Raw genomic sequence first — 17,738 nt, 5'->3', positions numbered from 1 at the left:
CTACTCCCGCAGCGATTCGTTTGTGTACACCTCCACCGTGTCATCCATAAAATTGCAGATCGCCACAAGACTATGATCAGAAGTAATCGCTATACCAATAGGCTGATTTCCCACCTCAAACTCTTCCACCAAACGGTAATTCTCATAGCTATCAAAGACCTGAATCCGCCCATTCCTTGGGCTTCGCAGCAGATACCCCCTGGGATTATCCGGACCCCGGGTGCTGATATAGATATAGCGTCGTTGTGGAGAAAGCTTCAGATTATTGGGATGAATCCAGGTGGAAACTCTTTTGACAATAGCATCCTCCTCAAGATCATACACCACAAAATGATTTTTCCGAAGATTGTTGATAAAAGCTATCCGCCTCTGATAATCCGGGCGAAAACGCCCGTTTGATCCACCCCCATTGAAAAGAAAAACCACCTCCCTGTGGTTATTCTCTCTATCATACTTGGCTATATGTCCAGACTCGTAGAAAACCACATAGAGATACCTCCCATCCTCCGAAAATCCCACCCCCCGTGGTGATTTTCCCCGTGTTTTCACCCGCCCAAGATAGGCATAATTACTCACAGAAAAGTAGGTCACATCATGACTCAGCCAATGACTCACATAGTAGTACTGCCCATCAGGGGTAAATTCCCCCACCTTTGTCCAGTTACCATGAGAAGCAAAATTGGTTTTTATGACAAAGGTACGGGTATCCAGGACAAAAATCCTGCCATCGGTATGCATCTGTGTAAACCAGTACTCACGTCCATCAGGGGTAAACACCCCCTCAACAATTCCCCGATAGGGACGTCTTTCTTCAGGAATGAAAATATCCCTTATCTCACTTGTGTACCTATCATAAACCTGTATTTTCGGGGCATCAAGAAGAGAAATATACAAATACCTATCATCCGGTGAAAAAAGGATATCCTTTGGCTGTCTCCCCGTCTTGAAGGCTTTCACAAACCGAAAATGCGAATTGGTTGGCAAAAGCCGTACCCACACCTGCGCAGGAACCGTCACCTCTGTCGCCCATGACTTGTACCCTGACTTTTGAAGGACAAGGGTATATGTCCCGGGAAGCACATTTGTCCGAAAAGGGGTCACTCCAACCCTTGTTCCGGAAAGATACACACTACTTCCCGAAGGAACCGTTTCCACAGAAAGGGGAATACCCCACGCGCTTTCTACTCCCACAAGGCACAATCCCAACAATAGGAAAACAACCATCAGTCTTCCTTTTCTTGAAGTTTACGCTTGTTTTTGACAAGGCGATAGATATCAGGAAGATTTTTGACGACGATCTGATCGCCACGCCTCTCGATTCTTCCCATGTTGTGATAACGCATGATATACTTCTCGCACTCCTTCACATCAATCCCGCACCAGTACGCCACACTTTCTACCGTCACACCCTCTAACACAATCGGATCCGGCTTATCATAGGTCGCTGGGACAATCCCTTTGAGTTCACAGAGCATAAGAAGCGTATCCAGAACCTTGGCTTCATCATCCTTGAGAGAAAGGATCTCCAGTTTTCTCGTGGCATCAAAGATACGTTTACTAAAAATCTTGATGAGAGAAAGGGCCCATTTGGGATTACTCACCAGAAGTTCATAGAAATTCTGTTTCTGAAGAACCACAAGCCTCACCGGCGTCTCAGCGATGGCGGTAGCATTGCGAGGAGCATTGTCAATGATAGCCATCTCCCCAAAAATAGCGGGGGGTTCAATAATATCAAGCGTTTTCTCACGATTGTCCTGGATCTTGGTGAGCCTCACCTTGCCCTCTTTGATGATATAAAACTCATCCCCCGGTTCATACTCACAGAAAATGATATCACCGCCATTATAACTTCGTTCGAATTTTTCCAGGGCATCCATACCTTACAAACCCTCCATCCGTTTCTTGGCCTGACGGGAAAAGTCATCAATCGGGGGAAGCATGACGATCTTCTGCAAAATCGCTTTTTCATTGGCCGGCTGTCCAAGGGCCTGGTAAATATCCGCAAGGACAAAAAGTATCTGTTTCACCGTGGGGGGATCTTTGACTTCCTTGAGAAACTCATTGGCTGTTTGTGCACACTCATTGAACTTTTTCTGCTTGAAAAGAGCAGAAACCAACAAGAGTTTTCCCTTGAGAACCATCGCCGGATCCACATTGGTTAAATCCTTTTCTAAAAAGGTCCGTGCCATTTTCTCAGCATTGGCATAGTCTCCACCATCACAAAACGCCTTGGCCTTGTAGAAGGCATCCATCGCTTCCTTGGTGCCAAGAACGGAGTGGGCATTGGCAAGATTTTGACTAGTATCCTGCACGGTCACCGTCACACTGTCCACGGTGGTGGTTTCCATGATCTTCTCAAGGGGTTGATAACTCTTCAAAAAGCCTGTCTTGAGAGCATCCTGGCATATCTGAATCCGGTATTCTGCCTCTTTGGCCAAGTTGGTATTCCCATAATGCTTGAGATAACGCTGATAAACCTGAATAGCCTGGGGATACTTCTTTTGATTGAGATAATACTCCCCTATTTTGAAAAGACCAATATTTGGAGCATAGATCACATTATTGCCTAAATAGTTATTGACCTTGATTCCAAGATTACGAAGCTGACCGGAAAATACCCTGAGAAGTTTTTTCATCAGTTCCACATTGGTGGCTACATAGGTCTCAAACTCACTCGCCTTGAACTCAATCGTCACTGCATCAGTAATCGCCTCCGCTACTTCTCCCCGGGTATGACCGATGATCGCTGACTTCAACCCAAAAAATTCCCCTATCTGTACAGGCTTGTGAAGCTTTTCCCCCGTTTCTGGTTCCGTGAAGGTGAGCTCCACCTGCCCGGCTTTGAGAATATAGAGGGTATCCCCAATCTCATGGTCAAAATAGATCACCGATCCGGCACGAAAACGCTTCTCTATGGGCATACAGCTGTCCCCTCCGGAAGAGTCAAAGGAAAGAAAGGAAGTTGTTTGGCAAAGCCTAACTTTTTGCAAAGTTCCCTATAGAAGTGTATTGGTTTACCAATCAGTATTTTTTCTCCACCGGCGATAAAAAGTTGCTGATAATGATTGGGAAAATGAGAGAAAAAGGACAAGAAATGCGTACTTCCATACAGTGGCACACCCTCCCGTATCACCAACCGGATATCAGAAAGATCTGCTTTTACAAGGCTTTCATAAGGATTGTGGGAATGCCCACCCCGTACTACCGTAAAGTTCGCCTTTTTCTTCTCCGCTATCTGTCCCTCATCAAAGAGTCTGAGTGCTCTGGCCGCATTCACCGTTACCATCCGAACAAGAATGGCCGGATCAAGCTTTTCCTGATAGAGTTTCTCATAAAGACTTGACGCGAATTGCATCTCATCAAGAATATGCAGTCCCCCTGACATAGGGGAATCTGTCCCCAAAGCGACATTGACCCCGGCTTCAAGTAGGGCCTTGATAGGAGCGGTCGTCTGAAACATATAATAGTTCGAAGAAGGACACCACACAAGATTGGCCTTTTGAGTCGCAAGAGTTGCGACATCCTTCTCACTCAGGGCTATCCCATGGATGAGAACCGTGTACTCATCCAGGGCTCCCATTTCCATGAGAATATCTACCCCAAGGGTAGCTTCCTCATCAAAACCCTCTTCTAAATGGGTAATAAAAGGAATATTTCGTTCTCTTGCCTCGTTGTGTTCGATGGTTATCCCTCTCCCCCACCGAAGATCATAGCTTGAACACTCATGTTCAAGGGTATAGTTTGAAAGAACAAAAACCGGAAGATCATGGATAAGCGGTTCATTCACCACATGGGGCATATGATCCGATACAGTTACCACACCAGAAATCAAGTTTTTGTATGCCCCAAGCCAATAAAGATCCTGATTGGAAAGTCGACTCCTCTCTTCATACAGGGGATGACTCTTGAGATCGTTATCCCATGGATACCAGTTGAGATAGGGGCCCTTCCCTACCCTGGGATAATATGTCCCCAAGAGATGATCATGGGCATTGATAAGCCCGGGAAAAAGGATGTCCGTCTTCTCAAGTTGAACCACCATATCCACAGAAGGAATATCCTTCCCCATGTGGAGGATGGTACCTGTTTCACCATCGACAACGATCGCTATATCCTGCAGAATAAAATCCGGGGTAACAACCGTTCCCCCTTCTATAGCATATCTCATCCTTACCCCATTACCTTTCTTCTTTAATTTATTGTCGGAAAAAGGAAAGAAGAACTTGAAAGGTGGAAAAAAGAAGTGTAACAGAAAAGGGCTACCAGATGGTAGCCCTTTTCTTCTACTTGAGAATATGGTCTTCGGCTTTCCAGATATCCTTGTTGTATTCCATAATCGTACGATCACTGGAGAATTTCCCAATACGCGCCACATTGAGAATAGACTTTCTCGTCCAGCTCACTTGATCAAGATAAGCCTCAGAGACCTTCTTCTGGCAATCAGCATACAACTGGAAATCAGCAAGACACAGATACGGATCACTGTAGAGAAGATTGTCCACAAGTGGTTTGAAGAGATTGGGATCTTCACCCTGAGAGAAATACCCGCTGGCAATTAAATCAATGACCCTGCGGATATTGGGATTCGTTTCATAGTAATGGTATGGGTGGTATCCCTGTTTCTTGAGAGCCTCTACCTCTTCTACCTTGAGACCAAAGATAAAGATGTTCTCCATACCCACTTCTTCGGCAATCTCCACATTGGCCCCATCAAGGGTTCCAATGGTGAGAGCTCCATTCAGGGCAAACTTCATATTTCCTGTTCCGCTGGCTTCGGTACCCGCTGTTGAAATCTGTTCGGAAAGATCAGCCGCAGGGAAGATCTTCTCCGCAAGAGAAACCCTGTAATTGGGCAAGAAGACCACTTTCATCTTGCTTCCCACCACGGGATCGCTATTCACCACCTTGGCCACGTTATTGATAAACTTGATGATAAGCTTGGCCATAAAATAGCCGGGGGCTGCCTTGGCTCCAAAGATAAACGTTCTGGGTACAAAATCCATGGAAGGATTTTCTTTGATCTCGTTGTACAGGTGAACAATATGAAGCGCATTCAGAAGCTGTCGCTTGTACTCATGGAGACGTTTGACCTGAACATCGAACATGGAGTTGACATTGACCTCAACCCCGCATTCCTCGGCAATAATTTTAGCCAAGCGCTTCTTGTTCTCAAGCTTGATAGCCTGCCACTCCTTCTGGAAGGCTTTGTCATCAGCATACTTCTCAAGACCACGAAGCTTGAAAAGGTCCACCGTCCATTCATCCCCAATCTTTTCGGTAATCAGGGCTGAGAGAGCGGGATTCGACTTGAGAAGCCATCGTCGTGGGGTAATACCATTGGTCTTGTTATTGAAACGCTCAGGGAACATCTCATAAAAGTCATGGAAAAGTTCCTTTTTGAGAAGCTCTGTGTGGAGAGCCGCCACCCCGTTAATAGAGTGGCTTCCTACCGTCGCAAGCCATGCCATTCGTACATAGCGCTCACCACTCTCATCAATCAAGGACATACGGCGAAGTCTGTCCACATCTCCAGGGAAACGTCGGCTGACCTCAGCAAGAAAATCTGCGTTGATCTTGTAGATAATCTGCATGTGACGGGGAAGAAGTTCTTCCATCATGGCCACAGGCCACTTTTCGAGGGCTTCTGGCATCAGGGTATGGTTGGTGTAGCCAAACACCTGCTGGGTGATGCTCCACGCCTCATCCCAGGGAAGATTCTCTTCATCCACAAGCAGTCTCATAAGCTCAGCCACAGCAATAGCCGGATGTGTATCATTGAGCTGGATAGCCACCTTTTTGGGGAAATCCTTGAAATCCTTGTGGTGCTTCTTGTAGCGACGGATAATATCCCAGAGAGAAGCCGCCACAAAAAGATACTGCTGCTTGAGACGAAGAATCTTGCCCGCTACACTATTGTCATTGGGATAGAGCACCTTGGAGATATTCTCGGAAAGGTTCTTCTCCTCCACGGCATCAATATAATTTCCGGCGTTGAAATCATGGAAGTCAAACTCGTTCGTAGCACGAGATGTCCAGAGACGAAGGGTGTTCACCACATCGTTCTTGTACCCGGGCACAGGAACATCAAAGGGAATAGCAAGGACATCCTGGGTGTTTTCCCAGAGATACTTTTCGTTCCCCTTTTCGTCCTTCACCACGCGCACATTCCCATAGAAACGAACACGGAGCTGAAACTCACAGCGTTCAATCTCCCAGGGATAACCAAGCTTCAACCAATCATCTGGTTCCTCAACCTGGTAGCCATTCACAAATTTCTGGTTGAAGATACCATAATCATAACGGATGCCATACCCATATCCAGCCATCCCGAGCGTCGCCATGGAATCCAAGAAACACGCTGCCAAGCGTCCGAGACCACCATTTCCAAGTCCAGCGTCCTTTTCCTCTTCACGAAGTTCGGCTATATCCAGCCCGAGTTCCTTCATGGCCACCTCGGCTTCTTTCTCAATGCCAAGGTTTACTAAGGCATTTCCCAACGTTCTTCCCATGAGAAACTCAAGCGAAAGATAATACACCCTTTTCACATCCTTGTTGTAATAGGTTTGCTGAGTTTTGATCCAGCGATCAAAAAGCATATCCCGCACAGTGTACGCCAAGCTAAGAAAGTTGTCATAGTCCGTCGCTGTATATTCATCCTTAGCAAGCGAATAGTGCCGATGTCGTAAAAAACTTTCTTTGATCTGTTCCACTAACTTGCGGTCAATACCCTGAGCGGCTGTCTTTTTCGGCATACCACACTCCTTTTCTTTTTGGATTTTGGGTAAAATAAGGTGCGAATATTTTAAGGGAAGAAAAGAGAAATTGCAAATAAAAGAAGAGAGAGAAGTTTCTTGCCTACTATCTGCTTGTCGTTCCACATATGAAACTGAATACCTATTTTCACATTTGACAAAGAAGGGGCAACGAAGGGATAATAAGGAGGAACTATGAAGAGGAGGAAGAAGTATATGGTTAAATCGAAGGTAAAGAGATTACAAGGATTCTTTGTTCAAGTTCAGAAAAGGGAAATTTCTTTAGGTTGGGTGGCAAGAAAACTTGATATAAGCCGATCCTGGGTTACCGTTTTGTATCAAAGATTCTGTCGAGGAGAAAATCTTGTTCGGCAAAGAACATCCAGAAAGTCAAAGCTTGAGCAAAAGCATATAGCCCTTATTCTTGAAACATACGAAGAACTGGCCATTGAAAAAGAGAATAAACAGAAAGAGTACCCTTCGGTAAGGATTCTTTCCAGCACCTTATATGAGCTTTACAAGGATTTTCCTAAGGTTTCAGATGAAACTATTCGGAGAGTGCTAAAAAAATTCTTTGTCCATTATCCTGAGCGAGCAAGGCATCACTACCGCAAAAGGTGGCAGGCAGAAGCCATAGGCGAGATTGTGCAGGCAGACGTTTCCATTCACCCATGGCTTGAAAAGAAACCCGCTTTTCCGCTCCTTTTGATTATGGACGACCATTCTCGTTATGTTCTTGCTGCTAAGTTTTTATCCCAGGACACAATAGAAAACCATATGCCAGTTTGGCAGGAGGTTTTCTCTGAGTATGGTTTACCCTACAAGGTGTACTATGACAATGACCCAAAGTACTCTAAAAAGAATAATGGCCTCATAGCCACTGCGTTTGAGGAACTGGATATTTGTGTCGTTAATTCCAGACCTTATCAACCCCAGGGCAAGGGGAAAATTGAGCGTAAAATCCAGACATTCCAGAAACAACTCACTTTTTACCTCAAGAAAACCTTGAAAAAGCAACGCATTGAAACCCTGGAACAACTGAACTGGATTTTGAGAGAATATGTCATAGAGCACAATAAGACGCCTTCTCGAGCCCTTGATGGACGAACTCCCGAAGAAGTATTCTCAGAGGCTCGTAGAAAGCCTCAGAAAGACCTTTTTAAGCCCTTTACAGCCACCCCTGAACAGTTTGAAAAGGCTTTTGCGTTTCGAGCTTTTCGCAGGCTGGATAAAACTTATGAGGTTTCGTATAACGGCCATAAATATCGGGTTCCAAAAGAGAATGCTTTTCGGGTATTGCCTGGCGTCAACATCGAAGTAAGAGAATTCCCAGGGAAATGGGTGAAACTGTTTTACAAAGGTGAGGAGATAGCCCGTTATCCATGGAAAGAAAAAGTTGAAAATTCCACCAGGTAGAGGTACACTTATGAGGTATTCAGTTTCTATGTGGAAATACCCCTTCTGTTAATGTGTGGAACGACATCTTGCCTACTATCTGCTATCTTCGCCTTTCTCACGAACAATTATAGCTACCTAAAAAAGAGTGAGATACCCCCTTCTCTCACACGTTCACCTCAATCTCCAGGTGCCATCTCGCCACCCCATGTGAAGGCACAAGAGAGACCATCCCTCGCCTGAAAGCCCTATCCAAGCGATCATAGTATCCTGTCGCCGGTTCAATGGCGACATTGTATTCTCCTTTGAACCCCCCATGATTGTACCATATCCCAAAATAAGGGATTTTCTCACTCTCCCATGAAACCCGAAGGGAAACCTCCGGCCATACAAGGGTAGCCGATGAAATCCTTTCCTCTGGAGAGAGATACACCTTAGTACTCTTCTCTCCAAGCCATGAGTCCGGATAACGAAGGTCATGTCCTCCCACCAATGGCCAGGCCACCGGCTTTTCAAAAGGCCCCACAAAGGTATTTTCATGCACAGGTACCACCTTTGTAATCCCTGGAATCTCAAGAGAAAGCCCCTTCATATCCCAGAGAGCATGCCAGGCCCAGAGATATGGCTCTTCCTTCTCTGAAAGGTTGGTAAGGGTGTAGGATACAAGACATCGAGAAGCTTCCAGTTTGATCTCTCGTTCAAAAAGAAGGGGAATCGTCTCACATTTCACCCTACCATACAGAGTATTCCCCTCTACCTTCATCTCCCAGGATGTGGCCCACACCTCCCCATGGTCTGGAAGCCTCTTTCCCTCCCAGAGACAGGGATCTATAGTCGGAAGCATCTCATCCCACCCCGACGTATCATAGAGGACAAAATCATCCCCTACCCTCGGTTGCCTGTAGGGACCTTTCGGTTGAAAAAGGAGTTCTTTCTGGACAGGTTTCACAAAAAAAGAAATCACCTTGCCACCCACCTCCGGGAGGGCAGCAAGGCGAATGATTTCATTCTCTACAACAAGAGAAGTCATTTCCTATCACCATACCCATCTGGATGATTTTTGTGCCAGTTCCAGGCTGTTTCAATAATCGTCGCAAGATCAGCATACTTTGGCTTCCATCCCAATTCTGCCTTTGCCCTTTCTGAAGAGGCTACTAAAGCCGGTGGATCTCCAGGACGGCGGGGTGCCATTTCCTGAGGAATCTTGAGACCTGTGACTTTCTCAGCTGTTTCTATTACCTCTTTTACTGAAAAGCCCATGCCATTCCCGAGGTTGTAGGTACCGCTCTCCTTCCCACTTCGGAGACATTGAAGGGCAAGATAGTGTGCCTGGGCCAGATCACAGACATGGATATAATCCCTGATACACGTCCCATCAGGGGTAGGATAATCATTTCCAAATATCTTAATAGAAGGACGCTTTCCGAAAGCCGCCTGAAGCACAAGCGGGATGAGATGGGTTTCTGGATGGTGATCCTCCCCAATTTTCCCACTGGGATGAGCCCCACTGGCATTGAAATAGCGAAGGATCACGTACTTCAAACCATGGGCCTGGGCTGTCCATTTGATGGCCTTTTCTACCGTGAGTTTTGTCTCTCCATAGGGATTGGTAGGAACCGTCGGAAAATCCTCTGTGATAGGACTTTTTTCCACAGCCCCATAGGTGGCTGCCGTCGAAGAAAACACTAAATACGGAGTCTTTGCTTCCACCATCGCACTGAGAATATTGAGACTCAGGGCTACATTATTCTGATAATACTTCATCGGAAGCTGAACAGACTCCCCCACCTCAATATACGCCGCAAAGTTGATCACTCCCTCAATATCATATCGACGAAAGAGTTTTTTCACAAACTCCTCATCCCGGAGATCCCCTTTGACCAGTTTTCCTCCCTGCAGAGCCGCCTTGTGCCCCTTTTCCAGGTTGTCCGCCACAATAATATCCTCGCCATGATCAAGGAGTTCCCAAACAGTGTGGCTTCCAATATACCCGGCCCCACCGCACACTAAAATAGCCATGGTTTACCTCCACCTTTCGTTTTCTTTCTCTTCTTCTTTTTCGGCCATCTGCTGCATAGAAAACAGCCTGAGAAAAAAACTTTTCATCGCCTCCTGCAGCTCCCTATCCTCCAGTCTCTTTACCGAAGCCTCTATCTTCTCTCGAATATCCGCCGGTACCTCAGCAGAGGGATTCTGCGCAGGGGAAACGATGGAGTCCCTGATAGCCGGGGAAGAAGGCAAACTCTTCACCAACTTCCAGATAATCCTCTGCACAGGATAGGGAACAATCCTCCCAAGTCTCTCTTTGATCTCCTGTTCATAAAGTTTGAGTTCAGACATCCAGTAGCTATCGTCAACAAGAACGGTGAGTTCCTCATTGGCATACCGTACCGGAAGCGTATGTTTGGCAGATACCACGCCAACACACTCATCCCACACTTCTCGTATCTCTATCACCACATTTCCATAGGGGAGAGAACGATTGAGAGCCTGTTTAATCACATCGCCAAAAGAGGCAATCCTACCACCCAAAGAGACCTCCTTTTGTCTTTGGCAGATACTTATGGTACTCCTTCTTGTCAATAATAGTTTTGAGATAATCCTTTTCTTTGTGAGCTTTCACCTGGGGATAGATCTTTGGCTCAGCAAAACGAAGTTCACCTATCACCTTTTGCATGGAAGGCTGAAGCTCAACAACAGGAGAGAGAAGCGTTTCCCCAACCATAACCCTCTCCCCGCTCACGATGAGAGAGAGAGTCTCATCCCCCTTGAGAGGAATCTCATAAAGAAGTCTTCTCCCCTTCTCATTGTGAATAAACCGAAGCATCACAGAAGAAAGACCTGTAGCCTTGATGGTATACACCATCCCCTTTGTCTCCCGTTTGAAACCAATCTCAAGAGTCCCTTTCCCAAGGGCTACCCGACTTTCAAACCTATTCCACGTTTGAGGAATATGAGGTTCAAAGACAATGGCATCCTCAATAAGCCTTGGCTTCACCCCGAGATAGTCCTGAAAGGCATTCCGTGCAAATTCTGAAATACTCCACGCCTGGGCATAGGTTCCGGAGAGCTTGATCTTTCCATCAGGCCCGGGAATAGCATCGATAAGCTCACTCATATTTCCCCGACACCCCATGAACACAATTTGATAGGAGAGATTGGTTGTCAGGGCATAGGCCAGTTCAGTATAGCCATGTTTCAGCAGAGAGGTAATGGTAAACCCTGCATTCCATCCCCATACCGTCCCATTGTGATAAGCCGCATCCTTGTGATAATTGGGCTGATTGTCATGATAAGGATGAAAAAACACATCCTTAGGGGAGAGAGAAGCTATCCCGTAGGGGAAAAGAAGTTCTGAAATGGTCTTCTTGACCACAAGGGCCTCCTTCTCAGGAGGAAGAAGTGGATCCGAGAAAGGAATAGAAAGAAGCATGAGGGCATTTGGCCTCACTCGCATATCCTGTGTTCCATCGGCAAGTACCCTATCCGCCACCGACTGGTGATACTCATTCCAGAAGACCCTCACAAAATTGGTCCGAAGATTGTCATACACCGCTTGCCAGCGTGTAGCCTGTTCCTTGTCATTGACCCTCTTGGCTAATTGAATCCCTACCTGCAGCGCATTCGCCCACAGAGCCTGAATCTCCACAGCCCGATTACCCCGGGGAGACCATTCTTTTCCCGGTCCACGAGAGGCATCCATCCAGGTATCCTGATCCCCATGGGTGAGAAAACCCCGATCATCCACATAGTTTTGAATAGCCCCATTCAAGGCTACCACAATGGTAGGATAAATAGCCTGAACAAAATCCATATCTCTTGTATAAGCAAGGTACTCATACACCTCCCGGATGAGCCATGGCGTACCATCGGTGGTATTGTAGATGATACTTCCCCCCGCCGCCACCCTGTTTGGAACCCGTCCAAACTCCTTGTTGGTGATAACCGTATACGAAAACCTTGCTTCGGGGAATTCCCTGCGAAGAAGGGTGAGATTCTTTTCCACATCAAGAGGTCTATCAAGCCATTGATTATCAAGCGTGAGAGACACCTTTTCGTTTTTGACCACAGCCTCTTTTCCAAAGAGTTCCCCAAGACGCCCTTTGATTTCTTTTGCCTTTTCCCCGGGATTGGTCACCTCAAGATAGGGGATACCCCTATTCTGGTAGGTAGAGAAGTTCGTGATCACCCCCTTGGCCTCATCAAAATGCCCGCTCACAAGAAGCGTCCCGGGAAGCGCGATAAACGTATCCCGTCCCCAGTTATCCCGAAACCAGGGAAGACCCGCCCAGATTCCCTTGCCAAATTCTTCCACTAAAAAGACATAACTCCCTGCTATGGACCACGCTACTGCCTGATTGAAAAGCTCATCATCAGTCCAGAGCATGCTTTTGGTATGCCGGGCAAAAACCTCTTCTTTGTTCTTTGCATAATAGTTCTGGCTAACCCACCGGGATACCTTTTGCACCGCCTCCTCTTTGGTAAAACCAAAAGCCACATACACATGCATGGTTTTTACTTTCTGCGAGGCATTCACTTTCAGAGCAAGAAGGGACGCCTTTTGTTTAAGCCAGCTTTCCTCGGCGGAGAAACGCTCCCAGCCATAGGGCACATCAGCACTGATGGCTATATAGGCAGGAATGTCCCCCGCCTTCTCGGCCCTGAAAACCACAAGAACATTCTTCTCCTGGACAATCTGGACGTTAGAAGATTCATTCAACAGAAGAATTGTCCCCAAAACATCCCCCTCTGGATGACTCACCTCAATCCCAAGCCCCAATTGACGGGAGAAGAGAGCAAGCTCCTCAATGGTCCCATCCTTATAGAGTGTTCGGATACCATATATCAAAATCTCAGAAGAAGAGGCTTCTTTCGTTTTGTTGAGAATTTTCTCCCCACGAAGAGCCGTCAAGTCTCCAAAGAGATTTCTATTCTTGAAGAGATAGCCCTGTCCCTGGCGGTAACTATGCGTGGCATTCTCATAGTAGCCAGCCACATTATCTCCATACACAAACTGGGCTCTCTCTCCTGCCGGTACCACAATCTTTGTTTTCTGATAGTACTCATCCATCGATGGAAACGCCATCATCTGCCCAGCTCCCAACAATACCAAAAAGAAAAAAAAAGGAATTTTCATTATCTCCCTCCTTCCTTAAAAAATTCTGATGGCAAAATAGTAATCTCATCCACAAACTGGTGATAAAACGCATGTATCTGCTCAATTTTTTTCTTGGCTAAGGGATACATCATATCAGGAAGGGCATAGTCATCAAAGAGCTTCTTGATTTCAAAGAGAAGGGTCTCCTTCATCTCATCGACCGTCATAAAAGCCCCTTCTGTAGCCATTCCCTCAATGGAGAGAAGAAACTTTTTGGTAATATGAATCATATCAAGGATATTTTTGAGAATGGCAAGATTTTCTTTGTGAAGATTGACGTGAACCTGATCCTCTGCACACCGTGTTTCATAAATACGAATTTGTTCTTCGGCATATCTTTCCCAGAGATTAAAAACATTCAAAAGAAGATGGTAGTACAGCTTTGTCTCAAGCCTGCGTTTCATAACTTTCCTCCTACATAAAATTCCCTTTATAATAAACCACCCATCTGGCAGGAAGACGAATATTTCCTGGGCCAGAAGAGCCCTTAGAGGAGTCTGTCTCCTGCCTCCCGTACTCATCATAAGTTGATTGGGCCAAGAAGCCCTTGTCATAATGGAGTTTTGAGTGGGAGGACCTGCCAGAAACCACAAAATCCCATAAGGAGGAAGCCATATGCTTCACACCCCAACCCTTTTCGTCGGTATCGACGTCGCCAAAAAGGATTTCTTCGTCTGTGTCCTTGACCACCAGCGGCAGGTCCTTCACTCGTCTGCCCTCCCCATGGAGAGAGAGGGCTTCGACAAACTCCTTGCCCTTCTCTCGGTTTACCCAAAGGAGAGTCTGGTCGTCGGTCTTGAATCCACCGGCGGTTATCACCACCATCTTTTCAGGTTCCTGACCTCTCAGAGTTTCCGCACTTTCGTGCTTAACCCACTTCAGACACGAACATTCTCCAGACTCTCCCTTCGAAAAACCAAAACTGACTCCATCGATGCTCATCACATCGCTCTTTTTCTCCTCTCCCAGTATCATTCCCTCGAAAAACCCTTCCGGCATCCATGTCCAGAACTCCGTAGCCTCACCCGTTACCGTGAAAAAGTCGTTACCCTCATCGCTATGGTAAAAAACCTCCTCGAGGACGCCATTTTCGACTGTTTTCCGGAAATCCTCAAGTACACCACAGGTTACCCCAAAAGCCTCCTTTCTCTCCTCCTGGCTTTCCCCAGCGCTAACGCCATCCAGAAGGCCTCTGAAAGTTCCCTCGAGGCCTTCTTCCCACCAAACAAACGGGGCAGAAAATCCCGCCTCTCCATCACTAAAATCAAAGAACTCGCCTCTTCCTCCATCGCTTCTCCCAACTTCGCCGAGGAAACCGTTCTCCAGAACATTATAAGCCAGCTCTTTTTCCTCCAGGAGCACCTCGAGAAACTTGACGCTCACATCCAGTCCCTCGCCCTTCAGGCTTTTCCCACTGAAATACAGATCCTTACCTCCGTCCCTGGTATAGGTCTTGTCGGTGCCGCTACCTTCCTCGCCGAAATAGGCTCTATCAGCCGTTTTGAGAACTACAAAAAACTCATCGCTTACGCAGGTCTTGACCCCGCTATTTATCAATCCGGACAGTCCTCGACCACAGGCCATATCTCTCGACGAGGGAACCGTCACCTCAGACGTATCCTTTTTCTCCTCGCTCGCTCTGTCAGACGTTTTGTCCCCGCTTTCGGTGAGTATTTTAACCTCAAATTTGCTCAATCCCGTGTTGCTAAAAAGGCCAATCTCTGCGTGGCTCACAAACTCCTTCGCCTCCTCTACGCCATGCTCTCTCATCAAACTACCTTCGACCCCTTTCGCCTTACCTCCTTCCCTCAGGAGGTGAATTTATAATAGTTGACTCCTTGTTTTATTGTACATAGGAGAAAGAAAATAATCAAGTGTTTTGGAGTATTTTCTCAAAATCGAGACCTTTGCACGAATGTGCAAAAGGTCTCAAAAAAGGAGTGAAAAACAAAATATGGTATGAAAATATTCTTTGCAGTAACAAATGGCCTTTTTTTTGAATAAAAAAGACAAACAAGCCCTTGGAAATAGAAAAACGGGGAAGAGGGGCGTAACCCCTGACCCAGATAGGGAAAGAAAATACTCGTGCAAGGTTCCCATCCCTTGCATTTTTTCCTCTCCACCTTATAATATAAGAAAACCCAAAAAGGAGTTTTTTATGAAAACCCTTATCCAATCTCTTTTTTTCTGTCTTTTTGTTTTTCTCGTTGGCTGTTCTTCACCCAGGACAACCAAAACCGTTCAGAAGGAGACAGTCATGTATCCCCCCAATGAACCCTATACCGTAACCTCTAAAGAAGTCCATCAAGGCAACAAGTACGCGATAGCCAAAAGCCCCACAGAGATTCAGATCTCCTATCTGAGTTCCAATACGACCTGGAAACTTTCTCAAAACATAGACTTTCTTCCCTCTTTTGAGGCTCCAGAAAGTCCTCTTCTTGTCGCTCTTTACAACATGGCTCTTGAGGAGGCTCTTCTCAATATCCGACCTGACAAAACCTTCATGGCAGGAGAGAAATGGAACGGAGTCTGGACACGGGATATTTCCTATAGTATTCATCTTGCATTAGCGGCTATTTTACCAGAGATCTCTCTCAATAGTCTCTTCACCAAGGTGGACACCAACCGAAAATGGATCATCCAGGATACGGGTACAGGAGGTTCCTGGCCCATATCGTCTGATCGTGTGGTATGGAGTTTAGCGGCAAGGGAATACCTTCTCTGGCAGGGGGATAAAGCCTTTCTTTCCCGGGCCTACGAGGTGATGAAAAATACCGCCCTTGCCGATCGCCATGCTGCTTATAACCCCACCACAGGACTTTACTATGGAGAATCTTCTTTCATGGACTGGAGAGAACAGAGTTATGCCTCATGGATGAGTCCTGTCGATATCTATCTTTCCTCGTCTTTTTCCACTTGTGTTCTTCATTACGCTCATCTCACCACGTTAGCATGGATGGCAAAACAACTTGGACTTTCTTCCGATGTAAAACAATGGGAAACATGGGCTACCGAACTCAAGAAGGCTATTCTTACCAACTTTTATAATAAAGATCTTGGCACCTATGCAAGTTATCTCTATCCTCTGCCAGGAAAAACCGTACCCGCTCTCAAAACAGACAATCTGGGACTTTCACTGGCGGCTCTCACAGGCATCCTTACTCCAGAAGAAACCACAAAAATCGTTTCTTCTATCCCTGTGGTTCCTTTTGGTGTACCCTCTCTCTGGCCTCAGCAACCTCATGCCGGTTACTATCACAACAAGGGCATCTGGCCCTTCGTGAACGCCTACTATGTCCTTGCCGCCAAAGAAGCCAACCACCTTGAGGCTGTTGACTTTGGTATCAAGGCCATGACACGGGCTGCTGCCTTTTTTGGCACTCACAAGGAAAACTTCTCCTACGATCGTGGCCATACCGACAAAATGGCAGTGAATTCTGATCGCCAGCTCTGGTCTGTTGCCGGTTACCTTGCCATTGTTTACAAGGTCCTCTTTGGTATCACCATTACTGACGAAGGTATCTCTTTTCACCCCATGGTTCCAGAGTTTGTCAAAGGTCCCCTCACCCTCAAAAACCTTTCCTTCCGTCAGAGTCGGCTTACCATCACGGTAAAGGGAAATGGAGATACCATCCAGACAATGCGTGTCAATGGGCAGGACGTCTCACCTTCTACTGTTCTGAGAGGAGACAAGGCTCAATCTTACACGGTGGAGATCACCCTTACTCGTACCTCCACCCCGAAAACCATTCGACTTGTTTCTACAGAGGATATCTCCATCTCCGAACCCAAAGTGAAACTCTCCGAAAACACCATCACTTGGTCCCCTGTGAAAAATGCCACCTCATACACCATTCTCTGGAAAGACAAAACCATCACCACCACAGACACCAATATTTCCCTTCCTGCAGGAAGTGGAGTAGTGGCTGTTATGGCTCATCACCAGAATCCTCTTCTCTCCTCCTGTATTGGGAAACCCCTCTGGCTCATTCCTGATACCAATCTCATTCGTTATGAGATAGAGGATATACCTCCCCTCCTGAGCCTCGCCACCAACCGATACAAAGGTTTCTCCGGAAACGGCTATGTTCTTCTCGATAATGAAGGACAGATAACCCCATCAATGGAGGTTATTATCCCGAAAAACGGTGTTTACCTCATTCGTTTCCGGTATGCCAATGGCAATGGACCCATCAACACCGATAACCGCTGCGGTATCCGCACCCTCCTTGTGGACAAAAAAGAAGCTGGTGTCGTGGTCTTCCCCCAGCGTGGAACATGGACTGAGTGGGGGTATAGTTCCTATCTTTTGGTTTCTCTCACCAAAGGAAAACACACCCTCTCTCTTGTCAAGCATCCTCTTGATGATAACATGAATGGCAAAATAAACCAGGCGGCCTTAGACACCCTTGAACTTATCCTCTGGGAATAAC

Annotated in this window: 14 protein-coding genes; 3 read left to right on the top strand and 11 right to left on the bottom strand. The window is 46.5% G+C overall.

Annotation, left to right across the window (positions count from 1 at the left end; translation table 11 throughout):
* The 5 genes from BREVNS_RS07955 to BREVNS_RS07935 all read right to left on the bottom strand — a co-directional run bounded on the left by BREVNS_RS07955 (position 1) and on the right by BREVNS_RS07935 (position 6,752).
* Positions 1 to 1,224 (bottom strand): beta-propeller fold lactonase family protein, encoded by a 1,224-nt coding sequence (locus BREVNS_RS07955; protein WP_483426484.1) that lies wholly within the window; start codon positions 1,222 to 1,224, stop codon positions 1 to 3.
* A complete protein-coding gene (locus BREVNS_RS07950; RefSeq protein ID WP_483426483.1) occupies positions 1,224 to 1,877 on the bottom strand; it encodes a Crp/Fnr family transcriptional regulator in 654 nt (217 codons plus the stop codon). Before BREVNS_RS07950 ends, BREVNS_RS07955 begins: the two co-directional genes overlap by 1 nt.
* Before the next feature lie 3 nt (positions 1,878 to 1,880).
* Complete coding sequence (locus BREVNS_RS07945) at positions 1,881 to 2,921, bottom strand: cyclic nucleotide-binding domain-containing protein (protein ID WP_483426482.1); 1,041 nt, start codon at positions 2,919 to 2,921, stop codon at positions 1,881 to 1,883.
* Positions 2,912 to 4,168, bottom strand: a complete 1,257-nt coding sequence (locus BREVNS_RS07940) for an amidohydrolase family protein (protein WP_483426481.1) — start codon at positions 4,166 to 4,168, stop codon at positions 2,912 to 2,914. The genes BREVNS_RS07945 and BREVNS_RS07940 overlap by 10 nt, the downstream gene beginning before the upstream one ends.
* A gap of 115 nt (positions 4,169 to 4,283) precedes the next feature.
* Positions 4,284 to 6,752 (bottom strand): glycogen/starch/alpha-glucan phosphorylase, encoded by a 2,469-nt coding sequence (locus BREVNS_RS07935; RefSeq protein ID WP_483426480.1) that lies wholly within the window; start codon positions 6,750 to 6,752, stop codon positions 4,284 to 4,286.
* Positions 6,753 to 6,968: 216 nt separating this feature from the next.
* On the opposite strand from BREVNS_RS07935, the gene BREVNS_RS07930 reads away from it, so the two are divergent.
* Positions 6,969 to 8,168: a transposase family protein gene (locus tag BREVNS_RS07930; protein WP_483426097.1), complete on the top strand. Its 1,200-nt coding sequence runs from the start codon at positions 6,969 to 6,971 to the stop codon at positions 8,166 to 8,168.
* Positions 8,169 to 8,313: 145 nt separating this feature from the next.
* On the opposite strand, the gene BREVNS_RS07925 is transcribed toward BREVNS_RS07930, so the two are convergent.
* Genes BREVNS_RS07925 through BREVNS_RS07900 form a run of 6 tightly spaced genes read right to left on the bottom strand, consistent with a single transcriptional unit; the run spans position 8,314 to position 13,920 of the window.
* Entirely contained in the window at positions 8,314 to 9,177 is an 864-nt protein-coding gene (locus tag BREVNS_RS07925) for a DUF4432 family protein (protein ID WP_483426479.1), read from the bottom strand.
* A complete protein-coding gene (galE, locus tag BREVNS_RS07920) occupies positions 9,174 to 10,166 on the bottom strand; it encodes a UDP-glucose 4-epimerase GalE (protein WP_483426478.1) in 993 nt (330 codons plus the stop codon). Before galE ends, BREVNS_RS07925 begins: the two co-directional genes overlap by 4 nt.
* Before the next feature lie 3 nt (positions 10,167 to 10,169).
* Positions 10,170 to 10,679, bottom strand: a complete 510-nt coding sequence (locus BREVNS_RS07915; protein ID WP_483426477.1) for a DciA family protein — start codon at positions 10,677 to 10,679, stop codon at positions 10,170 to 10,172.
* Positions 10,669 to 13,284 carry an amylo-alpha-1,6-glucosidase gene (locus tag BREVNS_RS07910; protein WP_483426476.1) on the bottom strand — a complete coding sequence of 872 codons (2,616 nt, stop codon included), beginning with the start codon at positions 13,282 to 13,284 and terminating at the stop codon, positions 10,669 to 10,671. Before BREVNS_RS07910 ends, BREVNS_RS07915 begins: the two co-directional genes overlap by 11 nt.
* On the bottom strand, positions 13,284 to 13,709 hold the full coding sequence (locus BREVNS_RS07905) for a hypothetical protein (protein WP_483426475.1): 426 nt from the start codon (positions 13,707 to 13,709) through the stop codon (positions 13,284 to 13,286). Before BREVNS_RS07905 ends, BREVNS_RS07910 begins: the two co-directional genes overlap by 1 nt.
* 10 nt (positions 13,710 to 13,719) lie before the next feature.
* On the bottom strand, positions 13,720 to 13,920 hold the full coding sequence (locus BREVNS_RS07900; RefSeq protein ID WP_483426474.1) for a hypothetical protein: 201 nt from the start codon (positions 13,918 to 13,920) through the stop codon (positions 13,720 to 13,722).
* Here BREVNS_RS07900 and BREVNS_RS07895 point away from each other — a divergent pair, their 5' ends adjacent.
* Positions 13,921 to 15,132 carry an IS110 family RNA-guided transposase gene (locus tag BREVNS_RS07895; protein WP_483426473.1) on the top strand — a complete coding sequence of 404 codons (1,212 nt, stop codon included), beginning with the start codon at positions 13,921 to 13,923 and terminating at the stop codon, positions 15,130 to 15,132.
* 331 nt (positions 15,133 to 15,463) lie between these two features.
* Positions 15,464 to 17,737 (top strand): alpha-L-rhamnosidase-related protein, encoded by a 2,274-nt coding sequence (locus BREVNS_RS07890; RefSeq protein ID WP_483426472.1) that lies wholly within the window; start codon positions 15,464 to 15,466, stop codon positions 17,735 to 17,737.
* Position 17,738 lies beyond the last annotated feature (1 nt).

This window comes from Longinema margulisiae (assembly GCF_025266855.1).
Taxonomy (GTDB): domain Bacteria; phylum Spirochaetota; class Brevinematia; order Brevinematales; family Thermospiraceae; genus Thermospira.
This window is presented reverse-complemented; position numbering and strand designations above follow the sequence as displayed.

Excerpts from the sequence above, each read along its gene's own strand:
- BREVNS_RS07955 (WP_483426484.1), bottom strand. The coding sequence starts at position 1,224 with ATGGTTGTTTTCCTATTGTTGGGATTGTGCCTTGTGGGAGTAGAAAGC.
- BREVNS_RS07950 (WP_483426483.1), bottom strand. The coding sequence starts at position 1,877 with ATGGATGCCCTGGAAAAATTCGAACGAAGTTATAATGGCGGTGATATC.
- BREVNS_RS07945 (WP_483426482.1), bottom strand. The coding sequence starts at position 2,921 with ATGCCCATAGAGAAGCGTTTTCGTGCCGGATCGGTGATCTATTTTGAC.
- BREVNS_RS07940 (WP_483426481.1), bottom strand. The coding sequence starts at position 4,168 with ATGAGATATGCTATAGAAGGGGGAACGGTTGTTACCCCGGATTTTATT.
- BREVNS_RS07935 (WP_483426480.1), bottom strand. The coding sequence starts at position 6,752 with ATGCCGAAAAAGACAGCCGCTCAGGGTATTGACCGCAAGTTAGTGGAA.
- BREVNS_RS07930 (WP_483426097.1), top strand. The coding sequence starts at position 6,969 with ATGGTTAAATCGAAGGTAAAGAGATTACAAGGATTCTTTGTTCAAGTT.
- BREVNS_RS07925 (WP_483426479.1), bottom strand. The coding sequence starts at position 9,177 with ATGACTTCTCTTGTTGTAGAGAATGAAATCATTCGCCTTGCTGCCCTC.
- galE (WP_483426478.1), bottom strand. The coding sequence starts at position 10,166 with ATGGCTATTTTAGTGTGCGGTGGGGCCGGGTATATTGGAAGCCACACT.
- BREVNS_RS07910 (WP_483426476.1), bottom strand. The coding sequence starts at position 13,284 with ATGAAAATTCCTTTTTTTTTCTTTTTGGTATTGTTGGGAGCTGGGCAG.
- BREVNS_RS07905 (WP_483426475.1), bottom strand. The coding sequence starts at position 13,709 with ATGAAACGCAGGCTTGAGACAAAGCTGTACTACCATCTTCTTTTGAAT.
- BREVNS_RS07900 (WP_483426474.1), bottom strand. The coding sequence starts at position 13,920 with ATGGCTTCCTCCTTATGGGATTTTGTGGTTTCTGGCAGGTCCTCCCAC.
- BREVNS_RS07895 (WP_483426473.1), top strand. The coding sequence starts at position 13,921 with ATGCTTCACACCCCAACCCTTTTCGTCGGTATCGACGTCGCCAAAAAG.
- BREVNS_RS07890 (WP_483426472.1), top strand. The coding sequence starts at position 15,464 with ATGAAAACCCTTATCCAATCTCTTTTTTTCTGTCTTTTTGTTTTTCTC.